30 protein-coding genes, 1 tRNA gene and 2 pseudogenes are annotated in these 26,843 nt (G+C 64.7%); 23 read left to right on the top strand and 10 right to left on the bottom strand.

From position 1 onward, the window contains the following. Positions 1 to 636: 636 nt before the first annotated feature. Positions 637 to 1,254 (bottom strand): TetR/AcrR family transcriptional regulator, encoded by a 618-nt coding sequence (locus ACZI8Q_RS18220; protein ID WP_463374976.1) that lies wholly within the window; start codon positions 1,252 to 1,254, stop codon positions 637 to 639. An 83-nt stretch (positions 1,255 to 1,337) separates the two neighbouring features. Here ACZI8Q_RS18220 and ACZI8Q_RS18215 point away from each other — a divergent pair, with 83 nt between their 5' ends. Both ACZI8Q_RS18215 and ACZI8Q_RS18210 read left to right on the top strand, forming a co-directional pair. After that, positions 1,338 to 2,261 carry an NADP-dependent oxidoreductase gene (locus tag ACZI8Q_RS18215; RefSeq protein ID WP_463374975.1) on the top strand — a complete coding sequence of 308 codons (924 nt, stop codon included), beginning with the start codon at positions 1,338 to 1,340 and terminating at the stop codon, positions 2,259 to 2,261. Positions 2,262 to 2,460: 199 nt separating this feature from the next. Beyond that, a complete protein-coding gene (locus ACZI8Q_RS18210; protein WP_463374974.1) occupies positions 2,461 to 2,760 on the top strand; it encodes a lysostaphin resistance A-like protein in 300 nt (99 codons plus the stop codon). 175 nt (positions 2,761 to 2,935) lie between these two features. Here the strand turns inward: ACZI8Q_RS18210 and ACZI8Q_RS18205 are convergent, their stop codons facing one another. Continuing rightward, positions 2,936 to 3,322 (bottom strand): sigma factor, encoded by a 387-nt coding sequence (locus ACZI8Q_RS18205; RefSeq protein WP_463374973.1) that lies wholly within the window; start codon positions 3,320 to 3,322, stop codon positions 2,936 to 2,938. On the opposite strand from ACZI8Q_RS18205, the gene hisH reads away from it, so the two are divergent. Genes hisH through ACZI8Q_RS18170 form a run of 7 tightly spaced genes read left to right on the top strand, consistent with a single transcriptional unit; the run spans position 3,272 to position 7,092 of the window. Continuing rightward, complete coding sequence (hisH, locus tag ACZI8Q_RS18200) at positions 3,272 to 3,907, top strand: imidazole glycerol phosphate synthase subunit HisH (RefSeq protein WP_463374972.1); 636 nt, start codon at positions 3,272 to 3,274, stop codon at positions 3,905 to 3,907. The two genes, ACZI8Q_RS18205 and hisH, sit on opposite strands and share 51 nt — an antisense overlap. Continuing rightward, on the top strand, positions 3,904 to 4,152 hold the full coding sequence (locus tag ACZI8Q_RS18195; RefSeq protein ID WP_463374971.1) for a hypothetical protein: 249 nt from the start codon (positions 3,904 to 3,906) through the stop codon (positions 4,150 to 4,152). Before hisH ends, ACZI8Q_RS18195 begins: the two co-directional genes overlap by 4 nt. An 18-nt stretch (positions 4,153 to 4,170) precedes the next feature. After that, positions 4,171 to 4,911 carry a bifunctional 1-(5-phosphoribosyl)-5-((5-phosphoribosylamino)methylideneamino)imidazole-4-carboxamide isomerase/phosphoribosylanthranilate isomerase PriA gene (priA, locus tag ACZI8Q_RS18190; RefSeq protein ID WP_463374970.1) on the top strand — a complete coding sequence of 247 codons (741 nt, stop codon included), beginning with the start codon at positions 4,171 to 4,173 and terminating at the stop codon, positions 4,909 to 4,911. A 4-nt stretch (positions 4,912 to 4,915) separates the two neighbouring features. Then, complete coding sequence (locus ACZI8Q_RS18185) at positions 4,916 to 5,749, top strand: inositol monophosphatase family protein (RefSeq protein ID WP_463374969.1); 834 nt, start codon at positions 4,916 to 4,918, stop codon at positions 5,747 to 5,749. Then, positions 5,746 to 6,519, top strand: a complete 774-nt coding sequence (gene hisF / locus ACZI8Q_RS18180; protein ID WP_463374968.1) for an imidazole glycerol phosphate synthase subunit HisF — start codon at positions 5,746 to 5,748, stop codon at positions 6,517 to 6,519. The genes ACZI8Q_RS18185 and hisF overlap by 4 nt, the downstream gene beginning before the upstream one ends. After that, entirely contained in the window at positions 6,516 to 6,860 is a 345-nt protein-coding gene (hisI, locus tag ACZI8Q_RS18175) for a phosphoribosyl-AMP cyclohydrolase (RefSeq protein ID WP_463374967.1), read from the top strand. Before hisF ends, hisI begins: the two co-directional genes overlap by 4 nt. After that, positions 6,763 to 7,092 carry a tautomerase family protein gene (locus ACZI8Q_RS18170; RefSeq protein ID WP_463374966.1) on the top strand — a complete coding sequence of 110 codons (330 nt, stop codon included), beginning with the start codon at positions 6,763 to 6,765 and terminating at the stop codon, positions 7,090 to 7,092. The genes hisI and ACZI8Q_RS18170 overlap by 98 nt, the downstream gene beginning before the upstream one ends. A gap of 89 nt (positions 7,093 to 7,181) precedes the next feature. On the opposite strand, the gene ACZI8Q_RS18165 is transcribed toward ACZI8Q_RS18170, so the two are convergent. Further along, complete coding sequence (locus tag ACZI8Q_RS18165) at positions 7,182 to 7,688, bottom strand: MarR family winged helix-turn-helix transcriptional regulator (protein ID WP_463374965.1); 507 nt, start codon at positions 7,686 to 7,688, stop codon at positions 7,182 to 7,184. A gap of 94 nt (positions 7,689 to 7,782) precedes the next feature. Between ACZI8Q_RS18165 and ACZI8Q_RS18160 the strand changes: the two are divergent. Beyond that, positions 7,783 to 7,860 (top strand): annotated as a pseudogene (locus tag ACZI8Q_RS18160) (dioxygenase); the annotation flags it as partial. Positions 7,861 to 7,990: 130 nt separating this feature from the next. On the opposite strand, the pseudogene ACZI8Q_RS18155 reads toward ACZI8Q_RS18160, so the two are convergent. Continuing rightward, positions 7,991 to 8,137: pseudogene (locus tag ACZI8Q_RS18155) on the bottom strand (peroxiredoxin); the annotation flags it as partial. A 61-nt stretch (positions 8,138 to 8,198) separates the two neighbouring features. Between ACZI8Q_RS18155 and ACZI8Q_RS18150 the strand changes: the two are divergent. Beyond that, the gene (locus ACZI8Q_RS18150; RefSeq protein WP_463374964.1) at positions 8,199 to 9,125 is read left to right on the top strand and encodes a transporter substrate-binding domain-containing protein; all 927 of its coding nucleotides are present in this window, start codon (positions 8,199 to 8,201) and stop codon (positions 9,123 to 9,125) included. 67 nt (positions 9,126 to 9,192) lie between these two features. Then, positions 9,193 to 10,773, top strand: a complete 1,581-nt coding sequence (locus ACZI8Q_RS18145; RefSeq protein WP_463374963.1) for a BCCT family transporter — start codon at positions 9,193 to 9,195, stop codon at positions 10,771 to 10,773. A 65-nt stretch (positions 10,774 to 10,838) separates the two neighbouring features. On the opposite strand, the gene ACZI8Q_RS18140 is transcribed toward ACZI8Q_RS18145, so the two are convergent. Then, a complete protein-coding gene (locus ACZI8Q_RS18140; protein ID WP_463374962.1) occupies positions 10,839 to 11,303 on the bottom strand; it encodes a peroxiredoxin in 465 nt (154 codons plus the stop codon). A 57-nt stretch (positions 11,304 to 11,360) separates the two neighbouring features. Between ACZI8Q_RS18140 and ACZI8Q_RS18135 the strand changes: the two genes are divergently transcribed. The 9 genes from ACZI8Q_RS18135 to ACZI8Q_RS18095 all read left to right on the top strand — a co-directional run bounded on the left by ACZI8Q_RS18135 (position 11,361) and on the right by ACZI8Q_RS18095 (position 20,807). Beyond that, the gene (locus ACZI8Q_RS18135; protein WP_463374961.1) at positions 11,361 to 12,947 is read left to right on the top strand and encodes an anthranilate synthase component I; all 1,587 of its coding nucleotides are present in this window, start codon (positions 11,361 to 11,363) and stop codon (positions 12,945 to 12,947) included. Next, the gene (locus ACZI8Q_RS18130; RefSeq protein WP_463374960.1) at positions 12,944 to 13,603 is read left to right on the top strand and encodes a TIGR02234 family membrane protein; all 660 of its coding nucleotides are present in this window, start codon (positions 12,944 to 12,946) and stop codon (positions 13,601 to 13,603) included. Before ACZI8Q_RS18135 ends, ACZI8Q_RS18130 begins: the two co-directional genes overlap by 4 nt. An 87-nt stretch (positions 13,604 to 13,690) precedes the next feature. Beyond that, a complete protein-coding gene (gene trpC, locus ACZI8Q_RS18125) occupies positions 13,691 to 14,500 on the top strand; it encodes an indole-3-glycerol phosphate synthase TrpC (protein ID WP_463374959.1) in 810 nt (269 codons plus the stop codon). A gap of 62 nt (positions 14,501 to 14,562) precedes the next feature. Then, positions 14,563 to 15,906 (top strand): tryptophan synthase subunit beta, encoded by a 1,344-nt coding sequence (trpB, locus tag ACZI8Q_RS18120; protein WP_463374958.1) that lies wholly within the window; start codon positions 14,563 to 14,565, stop codon positions 15,904 to 15,906. Next, positions 15,903 to 16,706: a tryptophan synthase subunit alpha gene (trpA, locus tag ACZI8Q_RS18115; protein WP_463374957.1), complete on the top strand. Its 804-nt coding sequence runs from the start codon at positions 15,903 to 15,905 to the stop codon at positions 16,704 to 16,706. Before trpB ends, trpA begins: the two co-directional genes overlap by 4 nt. Next, a complete protein-coding gene (gene lgt, locus ACZI8Q_RS18110; RefSeq protein WP_463374956.1) occupies positions 16,703 to 17,743 on the top strand; it encodes a prolipoprotein diacylglyceryl transferase in 1,041 nt (346 codons plus the stop codon). The genes trpA and lgt overlap by 4 nt, the downstream gene beginning before the upstream one ends. Continuing rightward, on the top strand, positions 17,740 to 18,432 hold the full coding sequence (locus tag ACZI8Q_RS18105; RefSeq protein ID WP_463374955.1) for a TM2 domain-containing protein: 693 nt from the start codon (positions 17,740 to 17,742) through the stop codon (positions 18,430 to 18,432). Before lgt ends, ACZI8Q_RS18105 begins: the two co-directional genes overlap by 4 nt. Before the next feature lie 75 nt (positions 18,433 to 18,507). Further along, positions 18,508 to 19,926 (top strand): pyruvate kinase, encoded by a 1,419-nt coding sequence (gene pyk, locus ACZI8Q_RS18100; protein WP_463374954.1) that lies wholly within the window; start codon positions 18,508 to 18,510, stop codon positions 19,924 to 19,926. Then, positions 19,926 to 20,807, top strand: coding sequence for an acyl-CoA thioesterase (locus ACZI8Q_RS18095; RefSeq protein WP_463374953.1), 882 nt, complete (start codon positions 19,926 to 19,928; stop codon positions 20,805 to 20,807). Before pyk ends, ACZI8Q_RS18095 begins: the two co-directional genes overlap by 1 nt. A 24-nt stretch (positions 20,808 to 20,831) precedes the next feature. Here the strand turns inward: ACZI8Q_RS18095 and ACZI8Q_RS18090 are convergent, their stop codons facing one another. From ACZI8Q_RS18090 to ACZI8Q_RS18080, 3 genes are all read right to left on the bottom strand, one after another. After that, positions 20,832 to 21,338 carry an SRPBCC domain-containing protein gene (locus tag ACZI8Q_RS18090; protein ID WP_463374952.1) on the bottom strand — a complete coding sequence of 169 codons (507 nt, stop codon included), beginning with the start codon at positions 21,336 to 21,338 and terminating at the stop codon, positions 20,832 to 20,834. Between the two features lie 108 nt (positions 21,339 to 21,446). After that, positions 21,447 to 22,079 (bottom strand): DUF2461 domain-containing protein, encoded by a 633-nt coding sequence (locus ACZI8Q_RS18085; RefSeq protein WP_463374951.1) that lies wholly within the window; start codon positions 22,077 to 22,079, stop codon positions 21,447 to 21,449. 55 nt (positions 22,080 to 22,134) lie between these two features. Then, positions 22,135 to 22,211 (bottom strand) — tRNA-Leu (locus ACZI8Q_RS18080). Between the two features lie 100 nt (positions 22,212 to 22,311). Between ACZI8Q_RS18080 and ACZI8Q_RS18075 the strand changes: the two genes are divergently transcribed. Further along, on the top strand, positions 22,312 to 22,983 hold the full coding sequence (locus ACZI8Q_RS18075) for an ANTAR domain-containing response regulator (protein ID WP_463374950.1): 672 nt from the start codon (positions 22,312 to 22,314) through the stop codon (positions 22,981 to 22,983). 64 nt (positions 22,984 to 23,047) lie between these two features. After that, complete coding sequence (gene polA / locus ACZI8Q_RS18070; RefSeq protein WP_463374949.1) at positions 23,048 to 25,783, top strand: DNA polymerase I; 2,736 nt, start codon at positions 23,048 to 23,050, stop codon at positions 25,781 to 25,783. A gap of 21 nt (positions 25,784 to 25,804) precedes the next feature. Here the strand turns inward: polA and trxA are convergent, their stop codons facing one another. Together trxA and ACZI8Q_RS18060 are read right to left on the bottom strand one after the other, a co-directional pair. Beyond that, complete coding sequence (trxA, locus tag ACZI8Q_RS18065) at positions 25,805 to 26,236, bottom strand: thioredoxin (protein WP_463374948.1); 432 nt, start codon at positions 26,234 to 26,236, stop codon at positions 25,805 to 25,807. An 83-nt stretch (positions 26,237 to 26,319) separates the two neighbouring features. Further along, a complete protein-coding gene (locus ACZI8Q_RS18060) occupies positions 26,320 to 26,841 on the bottom strand; it encodes a 2'-5' RNA ligase family protein (RefSeq protein ID WP_463375009.1) in 522 nt (173 codons plus the stop codon). Positions 26,842 to 26,843: the final 2 nt, after the last annotated feature.

The following is a 26,843-nucleotide window of genomic DNA, read 5'->3' as shown; positions in this document are numbered from 1 at the left end:
CAACCCTGAATGTTTTGTCTGCTCTCGACGAGGCTGCTCACCGGACGGGTGGACCTCATGTCAATACCGACGAAAACCGCAGCGAACCAGCTCTACCAGCGGCCCGGATTCGCCCACGCCAGTCCACGACGTACCGCAGGACCCCCTGACCAAGGTCGAACAGCCACCGCGACAACACCGACCAGACCGAAGACCCCGAATGGACAGCGCTCAACCGACAGCTGAGGCACAGATCCGGCAACACGTCATCGCCCTGGCCGCCCTCATCAGCAACAGCACCGTCGAGGCCCGCAGAAGAACGTGTCCTCGAAAAGGGATACATGACACCCAAAGTCGACGTCGGGGTTGGCGGCCGTACTCAGAGCCCGTTGGGCGCTCGATGCTGCCGCTCCGCCAGATACCGGAAGCAGTGACGGTCCTCCAGGTCGAGAAAAAGCCTGTTGCCGGATAGCGGGTTGCGAGTCATCGTCACCTGTCACAACAGGCGGAGAACGACTCGGCCTCGAAGAGATCGTTCATCTTGTCGATGACGACCTACAGTGCAACGTATTCGGCTCCTTCTGGATGCCGGTGCTACGGCGCGGATGGTCGGGGTGATCGCGACCGAGAGTGCGTTGTTGCCTTTGCGGGTGACGATCAGCGGCTGGACATCCGACAACGCTGAGGTCGTGACGGTTGGGCTTCGTGCAGGGTCGAGACGACGGACTGTACTTCGTGGAGAGTGTGGCGCGCGATAGTGCCGAATTCGTCGATGGCGGACGGATCGGTCCATCGTTCGTAGGCGGACTTCAGTGCTAATGCGCCCAGTTCCGCTGTCACTCGGGCGACGATGTCGGACGCGCCTCGCGCTGCGATAGCCCGGCCGAGAGAGGCGGTGAGGCTCGCCTGCTTGAGGGATTCGCGCTCCTGGAGGTCGGGGTGGGCATCGATCACGGCTCGCCTGCGGACGGCGAATGTGCGGCGCGAGGCTACGAAGACCTGGCGGCCGAGTGCGTCCAGGCCGTAGGACAGCGTCTCGAAGTGGGTCGCATCGGCCGGTGCTGCCGCGATCGCTGCGACGAGCGGCCTGGTCAGCGCATCCTCGACGAAAAGGACCTCGCGCTTGTCCTGGAAGTGCCGGAAGAAGGTGCTCTTTGCGAGACCGGCACGTTTGGCGATGTCGAGCACGGTCGTGTCGTCGTAGCCGCGCTCGGCGAACAGTTCGAGGGCCGCGTCGGCGAGTCGTTGCGGTGTGTGGGGTTCCCAGCGGGCCATGAGCACAAGTCTACGGGACTTGGTCTCATGGCCGGTGTACGGTGATAGGACCAAGTCCCATCAACAAGCCGCGGAGGCATATCATGAGTCGAGCCGTCATCTACACGAGGTTCGGAGGACCCGAAGTACTGGAGCTGCGCGACGTTTCGGAGCCGCACGCGGGAGCGGCGGAGGTGCGCGTTCGGGTAGCCGCCGTCGGTCTCAACCCCATGGACTGGATTCTGTCCTCGACGCCGGATATGGCGCAGCAGTTCGGTATCACCCTGCCGTCCGGCTTCGCGACCGACTTCGCGGGCACAGTGGACGAGGTCGGCGACGAAGTCTCCGGCTTCGCCGTAGGCGACCGCGTCTACGGGACTGCGACGGGTCAGGCGGCCGCCGATTTCCTGATCGTCGCCCCCGGCAAAACCGAGACTGTGCTTCACACTCCTGCACAGATCAGCGACCAGGTCGCCGGTACGCTCGCGGTCGCCGGACTGACCGCTTCGGCGGCGCTCGCGGCTATAGATCCGCAGGTCGGGGAAACGGTTCTGATCGGCGGCGCAGCAGGCGGTGTCGGCGTCTTCGCAGTCCAGCTCGCTGCCCTCGGTGGTGCCAGAGTTATCGGAACCGCGTCCGAGGGCACGTTCGAATTCCTGCGGCACCTCGGTGCCGAGCCCACCACCTACGGCGCAGGCCTGGCGGCGCGCGTGCGTGGGATGGCACCCGAAGGCATCAGCGCGGCGACCGACCTGCACGGCACCGAGACCGCCGAGGCGGCGCTCGCACTCGGCACCGCGCCGGAGCGGATCTCCATGATCGCCGCGGGACCCGCCTCGCTCGACGGCGTGCGCACCACCGGAGGCTTCGACGGGCGTCCAGCCGACCTCGAGAGGATCTGCGACGCCATCATCGCCGGGCAGATCACCGTGCCGATCGCGGCTACCTTCCCCATCGAGAGGATTCAGGAAGCCGTGCGACTGCAGGCGGGCCGGCATGTCCACGGAAAGATCGTGGTCGTCCTCTGAGAGCCTGGTGACAAAGGGTAAGCGTTGGTCGGGACCGGCTCGTAGAGAGCCGGTCCCGACCTTTCCGATCTGGCCCTGATGCGACCACTGCGACAGCCGGACTCGGAAACTGTTGACGTTGTCGATCTCGAGGATCGTGGCCAGCTCCGCGCCCGCCACGGTTGCGCAGTGATCAGCTCGACCACCATTCCTCGCGACGATGCTGTTCGCGGTCCTGTTCACCGACGCCGACATCACCGGTGGCTCGTTCATGCCCTGCCTCGGCGTGGCAGGCTCGATGGCGTCGGTGGCGGTCGGCGAGGAACTGCTGTTCCGTGGCGTGGTGCACCGGATCCTGGAGCAGCGGACCGGCAGGATCGTCGCGATCGCGGTCTCGTCACTGATCTTCGGTTTGACACACGCGGTCAAGAGCAACGCCACACTCTGGGGCGCCATGGCCATCGCGGTCGAAGGCGGCGCGCGGCTGACCATCGCCTACATCGCCACGCGGTCGCTGTAGCTGCCGATCGGCCTGCATTTCGCCTGGAACTTCACCGAGTCCGGCATGTTCGGCATTGCGGTCTCCGGTGCTGACAGCGAACCCGGCTGGTACGTGGTCAGATGCGGCAGTGCCGCGACGAACGCCGGCCGCACCGTCTGCCGTTCGATGACGATGTCACCCGGATCGGTTGCGGTCAGGACGCGGGAATCGGGCGTCGGCTCGACGAAACGGTCGACGGAAACGGGCGTTCCCAGGGGTCGTCGACCGCCGCAGCAGGGCCCGTATCCACGGCGAGTGCTCTGCGTTGGGCGCCCCGCAACATATCCACGCACACGTTGTGGGCGGTGCGGCGCACCCAGGTGGAGAGTCGGCTCCTGTTCGGCTCGAACCGGTCGATGTTGCGCCACGCACGAATCGGGGTTTCCTGGACGGCATCGTCGGTTTCGCTCGAGACGCCGAGGATTCGATGGCAGTAGGCCGGGCAAATCCCACGGAACGCGTCTACGGACCGCCCGATAAGGTTGATGGCATGAGCGCTTCCACGATCGCTGTGCTCGACTACGGGTCGGGCAACCTGCATTCGGCCACACGTGCACTGGCCCGCACCGGTGCACTGGTCGAGGTGACTTCCGATATTCAGACTGCTCTCGATGCCGATGGGCTGGTCGTTCCCGGCGTCGGGGCCTTTTCCGCATGCATGGAGGGGCTGAAAGCGGTGCGTGGTGAGCGCATCATCGGCAGGCGCCTCGCGGGTGGTCGCCCGGTTCTCGGCATCTGCGTCGGAATGCAGATTCTCTTCGAGCGTGGCGTCGAGTTCGGTGTGGAGGCACAGGGCTGCGGAGAGTGGCCCGGAACCGTCGATCACCTGCAGGCCGACGTCCTGCCGCACATGGGCTGGAACACCGTACAGGCACCGGAGAACAGCACCCTGTTCGCCGGTCTGGACGCGGACACTCGCTACTACTTCGTCCACTCCTACGCCGTGCAGAAGTGGGAGCTGCCGACACCGGAGCGGATCGCACCACCAGCGTTGACGTGGGCGGACCACGGAGGTCCCTTCCTCGCTGCCGTCGAGAACGGCGCACTGTCGGCGACCCAGTTCCACCCAGAGAAGTCGGGAGACGCCGGGGCCGAGTTGTTGGAGAACTGGGTGAAGATCTTGTGACGGAGGGGTCGCCGAAGGACCTGTCGATCGGCAAGCTGGCCGTGACGGCTCTCGGTGCCGCAGTGGTAGTTCTCGTAGTTGCAGTCGTCCTCATCGCCGTCCTGCAACCGAGCGCGGGAGTTTCTCTCGCCATCGCAGTCGCCGGGATCGTCGGCGCCGTCGTCGCAATGGGCGTCGTCTCCAAGCGAATGACACGCCGCGCCTACGGCAACGCGCCGGACCCGAAACCCGGTTCCGGCTCCTGAACGACTAGGGTTGTCGCAGTGAGCCTGGTCCTTTTGCCTGCTGTGGATGTTGTCAACGGTGAAGCTGTTCGCCTCGTTCAAGGGGAGGCCGGCAGCGAAACCGGCTACGGCTCTCCGCGAGATGCCGCCTTGGCGTGGCAGAACGATGGTGCCGAGTGGATTCATATAGTCGATCTTGATGCCGCGTTCGGCCGCGGCTCCAACCGTGACCTTCTCGCCGACGTGATCGGTGAGCTGGATGTGAACGTCGAACTGTCCGGCGGAATCCGCGACGACGAATCGCTCGATGCCGCACTGGCTACCGGATGCCGGCGAGTCAACCTGGGAACCGCTGCCATCGAGAACCCTGACTGGTGTGCTTCTGCCATCGCCGAGCATGGCGACAAGATCGCGGTCGGACTGGACGTGCGCCTCGTGGACGGCCGTTACCAGCTGCGTGGACGCGGCTGGGTCACCGAGGGCGGTGACCTGTTCGAGACGGTCGCTCGCCTCGATCGCGACGGGTGTGCGCGTTACGTCGTCACCGACGTCTCCAAGGACGGCACCCTGACCGGACCGAATCTGGACCTGCTCGCGCAGATGTGTGACGCGACCGATGCTCCCGTGGTGGCATCCGGCGGAATTTCGGCCATCGACGATCTGACGGCCATCGCCGGTCTGGTCGACCGGGGTGTCGAGGGATCGATCATCGGTAAGGCGTTGTACGCGGGTAAGTTCACCCTGCCCGACGCTCTCGCAGCGGTGTCGAGCCGAGGCTGAGCGAGTGAGCCTGCCCCGTGATCCGCGCGAGCTGCTTGCCACGGCGAGCCGACTTCTCGACGGTGTCCACGATCGATTCGTGGCAGGGGTGGGTGCACCGAGTGCCGTTCACAAGGGGCCGGCCGATTTTGCGACCGCGGTAGATCTCGAACTCGAGAAGCGACTCGCCGGCGAGCTGTTCGACCGTACGGGTATTCCCGTCCACGGCGAAGAGTTCGGTGGCCCCGACCTCGCCGACGGGTCGGTGTGGGTGCTCGATCCGATCGACGGCACCTTCAACTATTCGGCAGGGCTACCGACCGCCGGTACCTTGCTGGCACTGCTCGACGACGGTGTGCCCGTCCTCGGCTTGACTTGGCTGCCTCTCGTCGGCCGCAGGTACGCAGCACTCGAGTCGGGTCCGTTGCTCGAAAGCGGTCTACCGCTGCCGCGTCTGTCACGCACCACCCTGGCTTCGTCGATCGTGGGTTTCGGTGCGCTCAACATCGACAGCCGCGGACGTATCCCCGGACCATACCGTCTGGAAATGTTGGGACAGCTCAGCCGGGTGTCGTCGCGTATCCGGATGCACGGATCGACCGGTGTGGATCTTGCCTTCACGGCGGCGGGAATTCTCGGTGGCGCGGTCGTGTTCGGCCACAATGCATGGGACAACGCTGCCGGGGTCGCGTTGGTGCGCGCTGCCGGCGGTGTGGTGACCGATCTGGCCGGTCAGCCGTGGACGATCACATCGCCGTCGGTGCTGGCGGCGGCGCCGGGGGCACACGGCGAGATTCTCGATATTCTCGGATCGCTGGACGATCCACGAACTCGGCCTTCAGGAGGGCGTACAACATGACTCTGGCAGTTCGGGTGATCCCGTGTCTCGACGTCGATGCAGGCCGTGTGGTCAAGGGCGTCAACTTCGAGAACCTGCGTGACGCAGGCGACCCGGTCGAATTGGCGGCAACCTACGACGCACAGGGTGCCGACGAACTGACGTTCCTCGACGTCACCGCGTCGACATCGGACCGCGGCACCATGCTCGACGTGGTCAGCAGGACCGCGGAACAGGTGTTCATCCCGCTGACTGTGGGGGGCGGTGTGCGAACGGTCGAGGACGTCGACAGGCTGCTGCGCGCCGGCGCGGACAAGGTGAGCGTGAACACCGCGGCGATCGCACGCCCGGAACTGTTGGCCGAACTGAGCCAGCGTTTCGGTTCGCAGTGCATCGTCTTGTCGGTCGACGCTCGTACAGTGCCGGAAGGCTCCGACCCCACACCGTCCGGGTGGGAAGTGACGACCCACGGCGGCAAGCGTGGAACCGGTATCGACGCCATCGAGTGGGCGGTCCGCGGCGCCGAACTCGGCGTGGGGGAGATCCTGCTCAACTCCATGGACGCCGACGGCACCAAAGCCGGTTTCGACCTGTCGATGATCAGGGCGGTTCGGGCGGCCGTAAAGGTGCCGGTGATTGCCAGTGGGGGAGCGGGCCAGGTCGAGCACTTCGCTCCCGCTGTCGAAGCCGGCGCCGATGCCGTACTTGCTGCCAGCGTTTTTCACTTCGGTGACATGACGATCGGCGAGGTGAAAGCATCCATGCGCGAAGAAGGGATCACGGTCCGATGAGTCTCGACTCGGCAGTCGCATCCCGCCTCAAACGAAACGACGCAGGCCTTTTCAGCGCGGTGGCGCAGGAGCGGTCGACGGGCCAGGTCCTGATGGTCGCCTGGATGGACGACGAGGCGCTCGCTCGAACTCTCGAAACCCGCAAGGGCACATACTATTCGCGGTCACGACAGCAGTACTGGGTGAAAGGTGAGACGTCCGGCCATACCCAATACGTGCACGAGGTCCGTTTGGACTGCGACGGTGATTCGGTGCTCCTGGTCGTCGATCAGGAAGGCGCGGCATGTCACACGGGCGCTCACACCTGCTTCGACGAGGACGTCCTGCTCGCCGCAGAGTAGGTCCACCCGGCCGGTCGTTACCGGCTGGCCGACCGGTGGCAGAGTATCGCGCATGCCATTGATTCAGATCAGTCAGACGCCAGGTCTCTCGGCGGAGCAGAACCGCGCCACCATCGAAGCGGTCACGGCCGCCTACGCGGAGGCCACCGGTAAGGATGCGTCCAAGGTGTGGGTCACGATCACCGAGGTTCCGCGCGAGAACTGGGGTGTCGGCGGGTCGCCGCTGGGTTGATGTGCGGGTCGCCGCTGGGTTGATGTGCGGGTCGCCGCTGGGTTGATGTGCGGGTCGCCGCTGGGTTGATGTGCGGGTGTGGCAGTTGTTCAGGCTCTGCCGGTGCCGCCCGCGATGGCTGTGTCGAGTTGGGTGAGCATTGCGCTCGCGACGTCGGAGAGTTGATGGACCTGGTCGGCGTCGAGCCCGTCGAAGATCATGGTGCGCACCGACTCCACGTGTGCAGGCGCTGCCTCGACTATCGTTGCCATGCCCTCGTCGGTGAGGACTGCGTGAGATCCTCTGTATCCGACTATTTTCTCTCGCTCGACCCACCCGGCCCTTTCCATCTTGGTGACGACGTGCGACAGACGTGACAGTGAGGCATTTGCGCGTTGCGCGAGTGTTGCGAGCTGGAGGCGACGTTCTGGTGACTCGGACAAGGCAGCGAGGACGAAGTACTCGAAATGGGTGAGTCGCGAGTCGCGTTGTAGCTGGGTGTCGAGAGCGGCTGGTAGCCGGGTGACGAGCGCGATGAGCGACAGCCAGGCATCCTGCTGGCGCGAGTCGAGCCACCGTGTTTCCGTGCTCGGGTCTGTGCTTTCGTCGATCGCCATTGTCGCCCTTCCATCGCGGGGAACACTTGCATCGTTCCTGGTGTTGACCATACCTCAAGTTGAATCTTCAACGAAGAGTGTTGTTATGGCGTCGATGCCTACGCTCTTCCTCAGCCACGGCGCACCGCCGCTGGTCGATGACGAACGATGGGTCGCTCAGCTGCAGGCGTGGGTTTTCGCCACACACGGACGGCCGTTGCCGGCGCATCCGCGGCCCGAGGCCAGACCACCCGGATGGTCGGCCGAGTTCGATGTGTGGGCGGGAGTGCGCATGTGCCGGTGAGCGACGGATTCTGGATGGGATTGGCGTCGAGTTCCGACGAGACGACGTGGAGAACGGTAAGATCCGTGTCGATGACGAACGTGGTTCGTCTGACCGGTGCGAACGTGACGAGAAGGCCGCGCTTCGCACCGAACCGCTCGGCCACTGGTCCGTCGATGTCTGACAACGTCGAGGTCTGACGACAAGGGGTAATCGTGCAAGCCTGGTCCAGGCGAACCTTCTTGAAGGTGAGCGCGTTGGGGGGCGGGCTATTGGTGGCATCCGAGATGGTTTCCGGATGCGACGCAGTGGGACTCGGGAACACGCTCGAGCGGATCCAGGAAGAAGGGGTCGTCACGGTCGGCTACGCGGGCGAGCGGCCCTATGCGTATGACGACAACGGTCTCGTGGGCGCGATGCCTGCCGTTGACCGGATGATCTTCGAGCGGCTGGGCGTGAACAAGATCAAGGGTGTCAAGGTTCCGTTCCGGACGTTGATCGACGGCGTGAATTCGGGCACGTTCGATGTCATCTCGGCCGGCATGTTTGTCACGAACGGTCGATGTGCGCAGATCTCCTTCTCGGAGCCAATCTTCTGCGCGCAATCGGCACTGCTCGTGCAGCAGGAGAACCCGAAGGGGCTGTCCGACTTCGCATCGATAGCGCGCACCGGCGCCACGGTCGCCGTGTTGGGCGGTGCAGTGGAAGGGCAATATGCACGGGCCGAGGGAGTCAACGACGCGCAATTCGTCGTTGTCGGCAGCCAGCTCGACGGTGTGGAACAGGTCGCCCGAGGGAGGGTCGATGCCTTTGCGTTGACGAGTATTTCGTTGCGCACCGTATTGGATCGCGCACGCCAGGCCGGGGCACCCGGACCGGACGGTGGTCCACTGGAGTGGGTGGAACGTACTGAGCTGCTGGAGCCGTTCACCCCCGTCGTGGATGGACGGCCACGGCTCGGTTGCGGCGCAGCAGGATTCCGCAAAACCGACCAAGAGCTGCGGGCGGCCTACAATCGGGAGCTCGCCGTGCTGCAGGAGCACGGGCAGGTGCTCGAACTTACTGCACCCTACGGTTTCACCGAGGCCGAAATGCCGGATCCTTCGATGACCACCGAGAAACTGTGCGCCATCGAAAGTGGCGGTGGCGCAGAGCTCAGGCCGTTGCCACGGTGAGGTGGTCGACCCTGGATGTGTCGGGAACAGCCGCACAATCTCGACGTCCTCATTAACCTCACAAGCTATGACAGCTTCGAAGAGGCGCCCGGACGTGAGTTGGCGTGCCGGAATCGATATGCCGGTCACCGTTGTCGCCGCCGCGCTCACGGTGCTGTTCCTGATAGTCGGTGTCGCGTTTGCCGACACGCTGCGCGTCGTCGGAGAACATGTCTACGCGTTCATCGCCGACCAGTTCGGCTGGGTGTTCGTGCTGTCCACGGCCGGATTCGTGTTCTTCATCCTCTACCTCGCCTTCGGCAGGTACGGCGGGATCAAACTGGGCGAACCCGGGGAGAAGCCCGCCTATTCGGCGTTCTCCTGGATCGCGATGATGTTCGCCCTGGGGGTCGGTATCGGACTGATCTTCTACGGCGCCTACGAGCCGGTGACGTTGTGGGCGGAGCCGCCCCCGGGAGGGCCGGAACCGCGCACCGACGAGGCGGCCGTAGTCGCCATGCAGTACTCGATCTTTCATTGGGCGCTGCATCCGTGGGCATTCTTCGGCGTCGCAGGTCTCGCGTTCGCCTACTCGACGATCAACAAAAGGCGGCCCTCGCTGGTCAGTGCCACGTTGCGACCGCTGATCGGCAAACATGCAGACAAGCTGGCCGGCAGAAGCATCGACACCTGGGTCATCGTGACCACGATGGTGGGCAACGCAGTGACGTTGGGACTCGGTACCCTGCAGATCATCGCAGGACTCGGATTCGTCTCGAATCTCGAAAGTTCCGATCTGCTGCTGCTTATCGTGGTCGGGTCCCTCACGGTGGCGTTCATCTTCTCGGCGGTGGCCGGAGTGGACAAGGGGATCAAACGGCTCGCCGACTTCAACACGATGCTCGCGATAGCACTAGGGATCTTCATTCTGGTGCTCGGTCCGTTCTCCTTCGTCTTCAAACTGCTGTCGCAGGCCCTCGGCGGATACCTGTTCAACTTCCTGCCGATGTCGTTCGAGACCGGCGCCTTCGATGACGGCGTTTGGATGCAGAATTGGACCATCTTCTTCTGGGCGTGGGGAATCTCCTGGGCGCCCTACGTCGGGAGCTTTCTCGCCAAGATTTCGCGTGGACGGACGATCCGCGAGTATGTGATGGGCGTGCTGATTGCCCCGAGCATCGCCACGGTCGTTTGGTTCTCCATCCTCGGCGGCACGGCTCTGGACCTGCAGATCAACGGCACCCGCGACATCGCGGCCGTAGCGTCGCAGAGTGCCGAGGCGGCGTTCTTCGAAGTGCTGGCGACATTCCCACTTTCCGTCGTGACCAGTATCGCCGTCATTGTTCTGGCCGCCGTGTTCTTCATCAGCGGAGCGGACGCGGGTGCGATCGTGCTCGGAACCTTCTCGTCGAAGGGTATCGACGAGCCGAAGAAGTGGCTGGTCGTAGCCTGGGGACTGCTCGTCGGCGCCGTGGCGTTGACCCTGCTGGTCGTCGGGGGGCTCGACGCGTTGCGGTGGGGCGCGATTGTTGTCGCGTCACCGTTCGTGTTGGTTCTGCTAGCGATGTGTGTCGGACTGTGGAAACAGCTGCAAGCCGACGTGAAGGCGGGCCGAGTCACCTTCGAAGGTGGGCGGCACGAGAAGGTGCCCGGACGGGCTCGACACTAGAGCGCAACGGTTGACCGGATCACGGCTACCGCGCCACCGACATGCCGGTGTGTTCATCTGTCGACTCACTTCACCTGACGGCTGTGCAGGAAGTCGAGTGCCCGGTCGGCGTGCGCGTTGGCGTTGAGTTCCGACGAGACGACGTGGAGGATCGTGCGGTCCGTGTCGATGACGAATGTGGTTCGTTTGACCGGTGCAATCTTCCCGAGAAGCCCACGCTTCACGCCGAACTGTCGGGCCACCGATCCTTCGGGATCCGACAATAAGGGGTAGTCGAAAGCCTCGCCGGATGCGAACGATGCCTGCGCTTCGACCGGGTCGGTGCTGATACCTGCGCGGCCGGCGCCTGCAGCCTCGAACTCGGCGGCGAGATCGCGGAAATGGCATGCCTCTGCGGTGCACACCAGTGACGATGCGGCCGGGTAGAAAAACAATACGAGTGGTCCCGACGCGACGAGTTCGGACAGCGTTCGGGCAGTGTCGTTCTGGTCGGAGAGTGTGAATTCGGGCGCCTGCTGACCTGGTTTCATACCCGCCGACAGTACCGGGCGCGACAGGTGGGTCGGTACGCCTGGGATGATGGGTGCATGCACGGCGAGCCCACCACCATTCCCGCAACGAATTCGAGCACGGCTGCTTCGGGGGCCGAATCGGATTCGACGACGTCGCGCGAGCAGTTCCGTCTTCTCGCAGCCGAACATCGCGTCGTTCCCGTGACCCGGAAAGTGTTGGCGGACGCGGAAACACCGCTGTCGGCGTATTCCAAGCTGGCGGCGAACCGTCCGGGTACCTTCCTCCTCGAGTCGGCGGAGAACGGCCGATCGTGGTCGCGCTGGTCGTTCATCGGTGTGGTCAGCCCTGCAGCACTGACCGTGCGTGACGGTGAGGCCGCGTGGTACGGGAACGTGCCGTCCGGAGCCCCTTCCGGCGGCGACCCCGTTGTCGCGTTGGGACGGACCTTGGAGTTGTTGCGGTCGGAGCGTCTGCCCGATCTGCCACCGCTGACCGGTGGCATGGTCGGGTTCCTCGGCTACGACGCGGTGCGGCGTCTCGAACGACTAGGTGATCACGCCGAAGACGATCTGCAGATCCCCGAGATGGTCATGCTGCTCGCCACCGATCTTGCGGCCGTCGACCACCACGAGGGTGCGATCACGCTCATTGCGAACGCCGTCAACTGGGACGGCTCGAATGAAGGGGTCGACGAGGCCTACGACGACGCCGTGTCGCGACTCGATGCGATGACGGCCGCGCTCGCAGCCCCGGCGCCCTCGACCGTGTCGACGTTCTCCAGGCCCACCCCCGACTACAGACGGCAGCGCACCTCGGAGGGGTACCGCACGGATGTGCGCAAGCTCGTCGGCGACATCGAAGCAGGTGAGGCATTTCAGGTCGTGTTGTCGCAGCGATTCGAGGTCGACTGCGACGCCGAGCCCATGGACGTGTATCGGATGCTGCGGGCGTCCAACCCCAGCCCGTACATGTATCTCGTCCATGTTCCGGGTGAAAACGACGAGACCGCGTTCTCGATCGTCGGGTCAAGCCCGGAGGCGTTGGTCAAGGTTCACGAGGGGAAGGCCACGACGCACCCCATCGCAGGTACTCGGTGGCGCGGTGCGAACGAGGAGGAAGACATCCTCCTCGAAAAGAATCTGATCGCGGACGAGAAGGAGAATGCCGAGCACCTGATGCTCGTGGATCTCGGCCGGAACGACCTGGGGCGTGTGTGTGTACCGGGCACTGTCAAGGTGCACGACTACCGTCACATCGAGCGGTACAGCCACGTCATGCACCTGGTGTCCACGGTTACCGGCACCCTCGCGGAGGGCAAGCACGCACTGGACGCGGTCACGGCCTGCTTCCCTGCGGGAACGCTGTCGGGTGCACCCAAGGTCCGGGCGATGCAACTGATCGAGGAACTCGAGCCGACACGCCGCGGCGTGTACGGCGGCATCGTCGGCTATCTCGATTTCGCCGGGGATGCGGATACGGCGATTGCGATTCGCACTGCGGTCATCAAGGACGGCGTCGGTTACGTGCAAGCGGGCGCCGGCGTGGTCGCGGACTCCGTCCCCGCGGCGGAAGACGACGAGGCGCGGAACAAGGCCATGGCGGTTCTGGCGGCGATCGCGGCCGCGGGAACCGTGCGGACCTGGAACGGCGACGCGTCATGAGCCCCGCAACGGACTCGGCCAGACGCAACACGGTAGCGGTCGTCGGGTGCCTCGCACTCGCCGCGATCGCGCTGTGGGCATCGTCGCGAATGGTGTGGGTTTCGTTCACATCCGCGGATGGGCTGGGCGAGGAGCGCGCTGTGGAACTCGACGGCGGGACGTGGGCCGCGGCACTGACCCCGCTCGCCCTGGTGCTCGTCGCCGCCATCGCGGCGTCCTTCGCGGTGAAGGGATGGCTGGTGCGGGGTCTCGGCGTGCTCGTCGCCCTGGTGGGGGTTGCGGCGGCGGTACCCGTGGTGCAGTTGGTGACGTCGGGGGTGTCGGACTCGAAGGCGGCCCAGTTGGCCGAACTGCCGGGGCGGGCAGAAGTCCGCGATATCGAGGTGTCGTACGGCCCGGCCGTCCTGACGGCTGCCGGTGTCGTCCTCGCTCTGATCGCTGCGGTGGCGCTCCTGCAAAGGCCGAAGCGCAGTGCCGGGTTGTCGTCGAAATACGACGCTCCTGCCGCCCGGCGCGAGGCGGCTCGACGATCGGGCGAGTCCGAGGACGGGGCACCGACGCAACGCCTGATGTGGGATGCGCTGGACGCGGGCGACGATCCGACCGACGACCCGGGCGACCGTCCCACAGGGGAGGGCCCGGGTACCCGGACGTAATCGGATACGCGTCGCACTCTAGTCTGTAATTCGTCCTCGATGATGTTCCTCACATCGGGTTTCAGCCCAGAAAGGATTCGGGCCACGATGACCGTTCTCGACTCGATTCTCGACGGGGTGCGCGCAGATGTCGCCGCCCGCGAAGCCGCCTTCGACTTCGCTGCGGTGAAGGCTGCTGCAGCCGCGGCACCCCCCGCGATCGACGCTGCGGCGGCGCTCCTCGAACCAGGGATCGCAGTCATCGCCGAGGTCAAGCGGGCAAGTCCGTCGAAGGGTCCTCTCGCCGAGATCGGTGATCCCGCCGAACTGGCTGCGGCGTACGAGGCCGGTGGCGCACGGGTCATCAGTGTTCTCACGGAGGAACGTCGGTTCCACGGGTCGCTGGCGGACCTCGATGCGGTGCGGCGGGCCGTCAACATCCCGATTCTGCGCAAGGACTTCATCGTCGGGCCGTACCAGATCCACGAGGCGCGGGCGCACGGCGCCGACGTGATTCTGTTGATCGTCGCAGCGCTCGAACAGGATGCGCTGGCGTCGCTGATAGACCGCACCGAATCGCTCGGTATGACGGCTCTGGTCGAGGTGCACACCGAGGAAGAAGCCAACCGTGCGCTCGAGGCCGGAGCCAAGGTCATCGGAGTCAACGCCCGAAACCTGAAGACCCTCGAGGTCGACAAAGAGACGTTCAGTGCGATTGCTCCAGGACTTCCCACCGAAGTCATCAAGGTCGCGGAGTCCGGGGTTCGCGGTACCGCAGACTTGCTGGCATACGCCGGGGCGGGTGCCGACGCAGTTCTGGTCGGTGAAGGGCTGGTGACCAGTGGTGACCCGCGCAAGGCGGTCGCCGATCTCGTCAACGCGGGCGCGCACCCATCGTGCCCGAAACCATCGAGGTAGTCGCGCGATCGCCTGATCGACCCGGGCGGCGAGGGGGAGCGGTGTTGGGGCAGACTGGACATGTGACTTCACGTAGCGACGCCCCCACATCCGGCACGACATTCAAGGGTGGGGAATTGCCCACCGCCAGTGCAGGGATCGTGGAGCGCACCACCCACGACCCTGACGTCGGCGGACACTTCGGTGTCTACGGTGGTCGACATGTGCCCGAGGCTCTCATGGCTGTGATCGAGGAGGTCACCGCCGAATACGAGAAGGCACGCGCCGATCAGACCTTCCTCAGCGAACTCGATCGTCTGCAGCGCGATTACACCGGACGGCCGTCGCCGATTTTCGAGGCCACCCGAATGTCGGAGTTCGCGGGCGGTGCGCGGCTCATCCTCAAGCGTGAAGATCTCAATCACACCGGATCGCACAAGATCAACAACGTGCTCGGTCAGGTTCTTCTGGCCAAGCAGATGGGCAAGACGCGCATCATCGCCGAGACCGGAGCAGGACAGCACGGGGTGGCCACAGCGACGGCGTGTGCACTGCTCGGCCTCGAATGCGTCATCTACATGGGTGCGGTGGACACGCAGCGTCAGGCGCTCAACGTGGCGCGGATGCGGTTGCTCGGCTCGTCGGTCGTCTCCGTGGAGTCGGGTTCACGCACGCTCAAAGACGCGATCAACGAGGCCCTCCGCGATTGGGTCACCAACGCCCACAACACCTATTACTGCTTCGGCACCGCGGCCGGCCCCCACCCGTTCCCGACCATCGTCCGGGACTTCCAGCGCGTCATCGGTATGGAAGCGCGCGAGCAGGTCCAGGACCTGACCGGGCGCCTCCCCGATGCCGTTACCGCCTGTGTAGGTGGTGGATCCAATGCCATCGGCATCTTCCACGCGTTTCTCGACGACCCGTCGGTGCGTTTGGTCGGTTACGAGGCGGCAGGAGACGGCGTCGAGACAGGGCGTCACGCTGCCACGTTCTCCGCAGGAACTCCGGGGGCTTTCCAAGGCGCGTACTCGTACCTGCTGCAGGACGAGGACGGCCAGACCATCGAGTCGCATTCGATCTCGGCCGGCCTCGACTACCCGGGAGTCGGCCCGGAACACGCTCTTCTCAAGGACGTCGGCCGTGCCACCTACGAGCCGGTCACCGATACCGAGGCGATGGACGCGTTGCGCCTGCTGTCGGAGCGAGAGGGGATCATTCCGGCGATCGAGTCGGCACACGCCGTGGCAGGTGCCCTGCGGCTCGGCCGCGAACTCGGCGAGGGCGCGATCATCGTGGTCAGTCTCTCGGGTCGCGGCGACAAGGACATGGACACGGCCGCCAAGTGGTTCGGCCTGTTCGACGACCCCGACAGTGACAGCCACCCCACCGACACCGACTCCACAGACAAGGAAGGTTCGACCAAGTGAGCGAACGACTCTCGCGCCTCGCCCCGACGTTCGCGCAGTGCCGTGAGGAAGAGCGGGCCGCACTGGTCGGATACCTTCCTGCCGGTTACCCGACAGTGTCCGGCTCGATCGACACCGTATCCGCCATGGTGGATTCCGGTTGCGACATCGTCGAGGTCGGTATCGCCTACTCCGACCCGGTGATGGACGGCCCGACCATTCAGAAGGCCGCCGAGACCGCTCTGGACAACGGAGTGCGCGTCCGCGACGTGTTCACCGTGGTCGAACAGATTGCTGCGCGCGGCGGCAATGCGGTGGTGATGACCTACTGGAACCCGGTTCTGCAGTACGGCGTCGACCGATTCGCACGTGACTTGGCGAATGCGGGTGGTCTCGGCATGATCACCCCGAACCTCATTCCGGAGGAGGCCGGCCAGTGGATGACAGCCTCCGATGAGCATCACCTCGATCGAATCTTCCTGGTGGCGCCGTCGTCCACGGAGGAACGTCTTGCCATGACGCTCGAAGCGAGCAGCGGTTTCGTCTACGCCGCGTCCACCATGGGCGTCACCGGCGCGCGTGACGCAGTGTCGTCGATGGCACCGGAACTCACCGCGCGGATTCGCAGCCATTCCGACATCCCCGTAGGCGTGGGACTCGGCGTGCGTTCGGGCGCACAGGCCGCGGAGATCGCGTCGTATGCGGACGCCGTCATCGTCGGATCTGCGCTGGTCAGCGCTGCTGCCGAAGGCCTCGACGCGGTGCGATCGCTCACGTCGGAGCTTGCCGAAGGCGTCCGTTCGGCTACCGTGGCGTCGTGACCGTGGACGTTCTTGCATACATTCCGAGCCCGCCGCAGGGCGTTTGGTATGTCGGGCCTCTTGCTTTGCGTGCCTACGCTCTGTGCATCATCGTCGGCATCATCATCGCGATCGTGTGGGGTGACCGTCGGTGGGTTGCCCGCGGCGGTGAGAAGGGAACCGTTCTCGATATCGCGGTGTGGGCGGTTCCGTTCGGATTGATCGGTGGCCGCCTCTACCACGTCATGACCGACTGGCCGAAGTACTTCGGCGAAGGTCAAGACCCGCTCGACGCACTGAAGGTGTGGGAGGGCGGACTCGGCATCTGGGGTGCCGTGGCCATGGGCGCTGTCGGCGCGTGGATCGGTTGCCGACGGCGGGGGATTCCGCTGCCGGCACTCGGCGACGCCATCGCCCCCGGAATTCTCGCTGCGCAGGCCGTCGGCCGTCTCGGCAACTACTTCAATCAGGAGCTCTACGGCAGGGAAACGGATGTGCCGTGGGGGCTCGAGATCTACGAGCGCGTCAATGATGCCGGGCAGGTCGATCCGGGGCTGATCGACGGCGTGTCCAACGGCACGGTCGCTTTCGTCGTGCACCCGACATTTCTGTACGAAGCATTGTGGAACGTGCTCGTGGTCGTGCTCCTCGTCGTCGTGGATCGGCGCTACAAGATCGGCCACGGACGTCTGTTCGCTCTGTACGTGGCGGGCTACTGTGCCGGGCGGTTCTGGGTGGAGTTGATGCGCAGCGACCCGGCCAGCATGATCGCGGGTATTCGGATCAACTCCTTCACCTCCACGCTCGTGTTCCTGTGTGCGGTCGCCTATGTCGTGTTCGCCACGAAGGGCAGGGAGGATCCGGCCGAGTTGCAACCGACCGATTCGAGGCCCGACACCGACACGAAGGCCGACACCGACACGAAGGCCGACACCGACACGAAGGCCGACACCGACACGAAGGCAACCGCAGTCGTTCAGGGTGAGAAAGAGAAGTCTGCGGGCGCGACCAAGGTCGATGACAATAAAGTCGATGGGAAGAAGGATGACGCGCGATGACTGAACCTGGGAATCCGTCCAAAAATCCGGACGACAACGACAGGAATACCGGCGAGTCGGTCGGCAAGGCCGATGGCGGCACTCCCGAGTTCGGTTCGCCCTTCGACTACGACGCCACCGCGGAAGCGTCCTTGTCGTCGCAGGGGCCGGGAGCGTCCGATCCCACCCCGAACGGCAGTGGTCCAGGCTGGGACACTTACTCGGGCGTGGGCAACGGTCCGGGTTGGGGTAACACGCCCACATACCCGTCGCCCGGTGACGCGTACCCGTCGCCCGGCGACGCGACGGGACCGGTCTACGGGACTCCCGACCCAACTCTGGGTCAGCAGCAGTACGGGCAGCAGACGCCCGGCTTTCCGCCGCAGGGACAGCCGTACCCGGGCTACGGGCAGCCCGGGTATTCACCGATCCCGGGTGGTTATGTGGATCCGATGGCACCGTTCGGTCGCCATCCCCAAACAGGCGAGCCCTACTCGGACAAATCCAAGGTCACTGCCGGCGTTCTCGAACTCCTGCTCGGAGCATTCGGAGCGGGCCGCTTCTACCTGAATCAGCCGGGAATCGCAGTCATGCAGATAGCGGTCACCTGGTTGACATGCGGGCTCGGCGCCATCTGGCCGTTGATCGACGGCATCATGATGCTCGTCGGAAGTGTCCGGGACAAGGACGGGCGCCCCCTGAGGGACTGAGGCTTCCTCCGCACGGTCGGTTGCCGCGGTGGGTGTGAATGGAGATGCACTCCGGTGGCGACTAGGCTCGAGCGCGTGAACCGACGGACGAAGATCGTATGCACCCTGGGACCTGCAACCGCCACCGGTGACCGCATTCGCGAACTCGTCGAGAGTGGAATGAATGTCGCCCGGCTCAATTTTTCACACGGCGAACACGCCGATCACGAGGAGAACTACCACCGCGTTCGGGCAGCATCGGACGCGACCGGTCACGCCGTCGGTATTCTCGCCGACTTGCAGGGACCGAAAATCCGCCTCGGGCGGTTCGCTGAGGGCCGAACCACATGGGCCAACGGTGAACTCGTGCGGATCACCGTGGACGAATGCGAGGGCACACACGATCGTGTGTCCACCACGTACAAGCAACTCGCAGAGGATGCGAAGCCGGGCGACCGACTGCTGGTCGACGACGGCAAGGTCGGTCTGGTCGTCGTCGAGGTGGACGGCAACGACGTCGTCTGCCGCGTCACCGAAGGCGGCCCGGTCAGCAACAACAAGGGTGTGTCACTTCCCGGTATGAACGTGTCGGTCCCTGCCCTGTCGGACAAGGACATCGCGGATCTCGAATTCGCACTCGATCTCGGCGTCGACTTCATCGCGTTGTCGTTCGTGCGTTCGCCGGCCGACATCGAACTCGTGCACGAGGTGATGGAGCGGGTCGGCCGCAAGATCCCGGTCATCGCGAAACTCGAGAAGCCCGAAGCGATCGACAATCTCGAGGCGATCGTCCTGGCCTTCGATGCGGTGATGGTGGCGCGTGGCGACCTCGGTGTCGAATTGCCTCTCGAGGAGGTTCCGCTGGTCCAGAAGCGGGCGATTCAGATTGCCCGTGAGAATGCCAAGCCGGTCATCGTGGCCACCCAGATGCTCGAATCGATGATCGAGAACTCGCGTCCCACTCGCGCAGAGGCATCCGACGTCGCGAACGCGGTACTGGACGGTGCGGACGCCGTGATGCTCTCGGGAGAGACGTCAGTCGGCAAGTACGTGATGGAAACGGTCCGCACGATGGCCCGCATCGTGGAGGCCGTGGAGGGCGAGTCCACCAGGGTTCCCCCACTGACCCACGTGCCGCGCACCAAGCGTGGTGTCATCTCGTACGCCGCACGTGACATCGGTGAGCGGTTGGATGCGAAGGCACTGGTGGCCTTCACCCAGTCGGGCGACACCGTGCGCCGTCTTGCGAGACTGCACACCCCGTTGCCGCTGCTCGCGTTCACCCCGCTGCCGGAGGTTCGCAGTCAGCTGTCGTTGACGTGGGGCACCGAAACGTTCATTGTCGATCCTGTGTCCAGCACGGACGCGATGGTGCGTCAGGTCGACCATGCGCTCCTCGGCCTCGGTCGGTACAACAAGGGTGACCTGGTCGTCATCGTTGCGGGGTCCCCGCCGGGCACCGTCGGCTCCACCAACCTGATTCACGTGCACCGTATCGGCGAAGAGGATCACTGATGAGCGAAACTACGGCGAAGTCCGATCTCGAGACCCTGCTGGATCTGCTGGATCTCGAGCAGACGGGTGAGGACGTGTTCGTCGGACAGCACCCGGAGCAGGTCGGAAGTCGCACGTTCGGTGGGCAGCTGGTCTCTCAGGCGCTTGTCGCCGCCGGACGGACGGTGGGCGAGGGCCGACCGGTCCATGCCCTCAACGCGCATTTCATTCGTGGCGGCGACGTCAAGAAGCCCATCGAGTATCGAGTCGATCGCCATCGTGACGGGCGGGCATTCGCCAACCGTCAGGTCACCGCGCTGCAGGAAGGCGAGGAGTTGTTCGTGATGCTCGCCGCCTTCCAAGATTGGGGCAAGGGCCTCGAGCATGCCGTCGACGTCCCGGACGTTCCGTTCCCGGACACGCTGCCGCCGATCGGCGATCACCTGCTCGGGTACGAGGATCGGTTGCAGATGTTCGTCGATGCGCTCAAGCCGATCGACATGCGGTATGCGAACGATCCCGCCTGGATTCTGAAGGGCACGGGGGAGAAGCTCAACCACAATCGTGTGTGGATGAAAGCGGACGGGGAGCTTCCGGACGAGAAGCTGATACATGCTGCGGCACTGGCGTACTCGTCCGACACCACGGTCCTCGACTCGATCATCACCACTCACGGTTTGTCGTGGGGGTTCGATCGCATCGTCGCCGCGACCGTCAATCACTCGATCTGGTTCCATCGGCCGTTCCGGTACGACGAGTGGGCGCTGTACGCCACGGAGTCGCCAGTCGCGGCTGGGTCACGAGGATTGGCAACCGGGCGATTCTTCTCGCTGGAAGGTCAGCTGTTGGCCACCGTGGTTCAAGAAGGTCTGATCCGGCACTTCCCCCGGAAAGAGCGGTAGAGGTCGAGCAGGAAACACCAGACCTCAGGCCGGCCGGCTGTAGGCGGACGATGCGAGTTCGTCTGCGCGATCCCACGGCGACCAGTCGATCTCACGGCCGGCCAACTGTGCTTCGACCACTTCCAGGCCGGCATGCCAGCCCGGAGCGTGCGCGTACGCCGACTCCTCTTCCTCGACGGTGTGGGTGAGTGTCAACCACGACCCACCTTGCCCGTCCGGCGCGATCTCCCAGTGCAGAGTTTCGCCGTCCCACAGATACTCCAAGATTTGGCCCCGCCGGAAGGTGATCATGGTTCCGGTCGACGTGTGATCGGCGGCCAACCCGTACCGACGGACCTGCTCGCCGGTGACGTGGAAGATCAACTCGCTGCCAGGCTCGACATCCAACCGGACCTCGGCAGGAAACCAGTGCTGCAAGTACTGCGGCTCCGTGATGACGGCCCACACCTTTTCGGGTGGGTGCGACAGGGCCCGCTGGAAGTGTAGGGCCACTCGGCCGTCATAGGTGAATGTGACGGTGCCGATATCCATTGCCGACCTCCGTGCTCGATCCCCGAATTCGATTCCCCGCGTAGTGCACCCATGATACTGGTTTCTGTGGCGCCGGGCCCCGTGGCACCCGGTCTGTGTGCCACGGGATCAGACGGTGCTGTTCCGTGCGATCCAGTCGACCAGCGGTGTCGCCGAGCGCCAGTCGGCGCGGATCCGGTCGACGAGGTCGGGTGTGTGGATGATCCGGTCGAAGCCGTAGCTGCGCATCGCCGTCAACGATTTGTGGCGGAGCAGGTCGATCCGTGGGTGGTCGGCGGGCCAGCCACGCGGTGACGTCTTGAGTCGGTGTCCGCCGATCTCCCAATCGTCATGGCGTAGACCTGCGACGATGGTCGCCAACTCGGGTCCGTACAGTTTGTGGTCGATTGCCGCGCGGATGGCGGCGAGGCAGTCTGCTGAGGCGTCGTAGAACCCGGCGCCGACTCGGACCCCCGGCGCACCCAGCTCCACGTAGTAGCCGGTCGCCGGTCCGACACCGACAAATGCGCCCTGATGGGTCTTGTACGGCGTCTTGTCCTTGGCGAACCGGACGTCGCGGTATGGACGGAAGATCTTCGCGGTCCCGAAATCGTCGGCGAGGGCATCGGCCAGCTCACGCATCGGCCCCGCGATCGCGGTCCGATAGGTGTCCTTGTGGGCTTCCCAGAACGCTTTGGTGTTGTCCATCTCGAGGTCGTCGTAGAAGTCGAGGGCGGCCTCGGGGAATCCCTGGAAGCTCATGGTGTCAGGTTACGCGCTGTCCGCTCGCTGACCTGTGATGAAAGGGAAGAACTCGTGGTGCCCTCGGTGAGACTCGAACTCACACTGTACGGGTTTTGAATCCGTTTCCTCTGCCAATTGGGATACGAGGGCGTCTTGCGGAGTACAACTGTAGAAGATCGTTCCGTAGAGTCAACCACCGGTACCCTCCTAACGTTCATTCCCAGTTCCTTGGGCAGTCGTCTAGACGAGAGTGGTGGTCATGAGTGCTCCCGAACCACAAGGTGTGTCGCGTCCCTCGGATGGGGACGCATCGCGCCGGTCGGAAGGGGACGCTGCGCGTCCGCGAAGGGTTGTCGTGGCCGAGGACGAAGCTCTGATCCGTCTCGATCTCGTCGAAATGCTTCGCGAAGAGGGATACGACGTCGTGGGGCAGGCAGGTGACGGCCAGGTGGCGGTCGATCTGGCCGTCGAGTTGAAGCCGGATTTCATCATCATGGATGTGAAGATGCCACGCCGCGACGGTATCGACGCCGCATCGGAAATCGCTGCCAAACGGATTGCGCCGGTGGTGATTCTCACCGCGTTCAGTCAGCGCGAACTCGTCGAACGCGCCCGTGACGCCGGTGCGATGGCGTACCTCGTCAAGCCGTTTTCGATCACGGACCTGATTCCGGCCGTGGAACTGGCGGCCAGCCGGTTCAAGGAGATCACCGCTCTCGAAAAGGAAGTGTCCGATCTGTCGGGTCGGCTCGACGCGCGGAAGGTCATCGAGCGCGCCAAGGGTGTGCTGATGACGTCCCAGAACCTCACCGAACCGGAGGCATTTCGCTGGATTCAGCGCGCGGCAATGGATCGTCGTTCGAGCATGAAGGCAGTGGCCGAGGTGGTGCTGGAAACGCTGGGTGACGAATCCACCGAGTAACCCTGCCGGGGGTTTGCGCAGCGCCCGGTCACGTTGTCGGGACGCATCCCTAGACTGGGCAACCGTGAGCCCCGCAACGACACCTTCGTCCACTGTCTCTGCGACCTCGGGATCGGAGAACGAACGCCCCACGCTGATGCTCCTCGACGGGCATTCGCTGGCGTTTCGTGCCTTCTACGCCCTGCCTGCCGAGAACTTCAAGACCAATACCGGCCAGGCCACCAACGCTGTATACGGCTTCACGTCGATGCTGATCAACCTGCTGCGCGACGAGAAGCCCACCCACTTGGCGGCGGCGTTCGACGTGTCTCGCCAGACATTTCGCGCGGACAAGTTCCCCGAGTACAAGGCGAACCGCAGCAAGGCACCGGACGAGTTCAAGGGCCAGGTGGACATCACCAAGGACGTGCTCGGTGCCATGGGTATCCCCGTGATGGCGGTGGAGGGGTTCGAGGCCGACGACGTCATCGCAACCCTGACCACACAAGCGCAGGCTCTGGGATACCGGGTGCTCGTCGTGACGGGCGATCGTGACTCACTTCAGTTGGTGACCGACGATGTGACCGTGCTGTATCCGAAGCGCGGAGTTTCGGAGCTCACCCGGTTCACCCCGACGGCGGTGGAGGAGAAGTACGGCCTCACTCCCGCCCAGTATCCCGACTTCGCGGCACTGCGAGGTGACCCGAGCGACAACCTGCCCGGCATCCCGGGCGTCGGCGAGAAAACAGCTACCAAGTGGATCCGCGAATACGGAACCCTGGCCGGGCTCGTCGACAACGTCGACAAGGTTCGCGGCAAGGTCGGCGACGCGCTTCGAGACAACCTTGCGAACGTGCTGCTCAACCGCGAACTCACCGAGATGGTCCGCGACGTCGGATTGCCCTACACACCTGATCAACTCGCGCTCGCAGCGTGGGATCGTGAGGCGATTCACGCGTTGTTCGACGACCTTGAGTTCAAGGTGCTGCGCGATCGACTGTTCGCCACCCTCGAGTCCGCCGAACCGGAAGCCGAGGAAGGTTTCGAGGTTCGCGGAGGCGTGATCGATCCGGGTGAACTTTCCGCTTGGCTGACCGAGCACGCGTCGACGGGCGAACGCCACGGACTGTCAGTCGTCGGAACCCGAAGGCCGTACGGCGGTGACGTCACGGCAATCGCGATCGCGGCCTCCGACGGCGAAGGGGGGTACGTGACCACCGCAGCGTTGACCCCGGAGGACGAGAAGGCGCTCGGCGCGTGGCTCGCCGACGCAGGCCAGCCGAAGGCGCTGCACGAGGCGAAGTGGGCGATGCACGCGCTCCGCGGACGTGGCTGGACCTTGGGCGGGCTGACCAGCGACACCGCTCTGGCTGCCTACCTGGTTCGGCCCGGTCAGCGTTCATTCAACTTGGATGACCTGTCCCTCCGGTATCTGCGCCGTGAACTGCGGGCGGAGGACTCCGGTGATGCCCAGCTGTCGTTGCTCGACGACACCGATCAGCTCGACGCGGCAGCGGCGGAATCGGAGATTCTCAGTGCCTGCGCGGTGGTCGATCTCGCAGCAGCGCTCGACACCGAACTCGAGAACATCGAATCTCTGGGGTTGCTCACCGAGATGGAGCTGCCCCTGCTCGATGTACTGGCAGACCTCGAGGCCACCGGCATCGCCGTCGACACCGATCACCTGCAGGACCTGCAGAGTCGTTTCGTCGGCGAGGTGGCCGCAGCTGCGGACTCCGCCTACGAGGTGATCGGCAAGCAGATCAATCTCGGTTCGCCCAAGCAACTTCAAGTCGTGTTGTTCGACGAACTCGAGATGCCCAAGACCAAGAAGACGAAAACCGGCTACACCACCGACGCCGACGCCTTGCAGGGGCTGTTCGAGAAGACGTCACACCCGTTCCTCGAGCACCTTCTCGCTCACCGTGATGCCACTCGGCTCAAGGTGACCGTCGATGGACTGCTCAAGACGGTGGACGACGACGGCCGAATTCACACCACCTTCAATCAGACGGTGGCTGCCACAGGGCGTTTGTCGTCGACCGAACCGAACTTGCAGAACATTCCGGTACGAACTGACGCCGGACGACAGATCCGTGACGGATTCGTGGTGGGTGACGGCTTCGACACGCTGCTCACCGCGGACTACAGCCAGATCGAAATGCGCATCATGGCGCACGTCTCCGGCGACGAAGGGCTCATCGAGGCGTTCAATACCGGTGAGGATCTGCACAGCTTCGTCGGTGCTCGCGCATTCGGTGTGCCGATCGAGGAGGTCACCCCCGAACTACGTCGCCGGGTGAAGGCGATGTCCTACGGACTCGCCTACGGACTCAGTGCGTACGGGCTGGCGGCGCAGCTCAAGATCTCGACCGACGAGGCGAAAGCGCAGATGGACGCCTACTTCTCCCGGTTTGGGGGTGTGCGGGACTACCTGCACCAAGTGGTGGAGCAGGCCCGAAAAGATGGCTACACCTCCACACTCTACGGGCGGCGGCGCTACCTGCCGGACCTCAACAGCGACAACCGGCAGCGCCGCGAGGTCGCCGAACGGGCCGCCCTCAATGCGCCGATCCAGGGCACTGCCGCCGACATCATCAAGGTCGCCATGATCAACGTGCAGAAGGCGTTGACAGAGGCGAAGCTGCGCTCACGCATGCTGCTGCAGGTGCATGACGAGCTCGTTCTCGAAGTCGCGTCGGGCGAGCGGGACCGGGTGGAGCAACTCGTGCGCGACAACATGGCGTCCGCGATCTCGCTGTCGGTCCCGTTGGATGTGTCGATCGGGGCCGGCCGGAGCTGGGACGCCGCAGCGCACTGAACCCCGGCCCCGCTCCCGCCGCTAATCCGTGGCTGGCGCCTGCTCGGTGTTGTCGCTCGCGGCTGGCGCCTGCTCGGTGTTGTCGCTCGCGGCCGGCGCCTGCTCGGCGATCTGCTTGCGTACCTCGTCCATATCGAGACCCTTCACCTGCGTCACGAGGTCCTCGAGCGCGGCCGGGGGCAGCGCTCCGGCCTGGTTGAAGACGAGCACGCCCTCACGGAACGCCATGATCGTCGGGATGGAGCGGATCTGGGCGGCAGCGGCAATGCCCTGCTCTGCTTCGGTGTCGACCTTGCCGTGTACCACGTCCGGGTGCTGCTCGGCGGAGGCCTCGAAGGTGGGGGCAAAGCTGCGGCAGGGGCCACACCACGAGGCCCAGAAGTCGACCAGAACCACGTCGCTGCTGGTCACGACCTCGTCGAAGTTTTGCTGTGTCAGGGTCTGAATGGCCACGGGGGTCCTTTCGTCGGTGTGCACGTTGGTCATGTCAACGCTGATCGGTGCCCGATTCTTCCCGACCCGAGGGAGTGGACGGGTCACGGGGGAAGGGTCAGGGTCCATTCGCGTTTGTCGTCGCCGTCCCATCTGCGGAGCGCTGTTCCGTGACCGGAGAGATCCGCGCCGTCGAGGATGCTCACCGCCGTGCCGAGATCGGCTGACGGGAGTCGACGGCTCAAGCTCACGTGCGGGGTCCAGCGGCCCGGCTCGATGTGTGATGGCACGTCCAGGCCGTGCGACGCAACCTCCCACACCCGTCGGTGCAGGGTGAGCAGTGAACGACTGGGCAGCACCGACCGGGCCAAGGTGACGTGCTTGCTTCCGAAGACCAGGTGCCCACCCAACCGGATCGGAAATGACGGTGCACTCACAGTGTTGGTGAGGGCTTCGTCTACTTCGGGCGGAATGCTGCGCGCGACGAACAAGGTGATGTGCGGACGGTTCGATTCGGCAGTGATGCGGCGCAGGCTCGGCATTCCGGCATCCCACAGCGTCTGCCATTCGGCACGCACGGCACGGTCGAGGTGCGGGTCGAGGAGCAGTTCCACCGACTGGACCATGG

The organism is Rhodococcus quanlei (assembly GCF_055231015.1).
The sequence above is the reverse complement of the archived record's forward strand: the minus strand, read 5'-3'. Positions and strand labels throughout refer to the sequence as shown.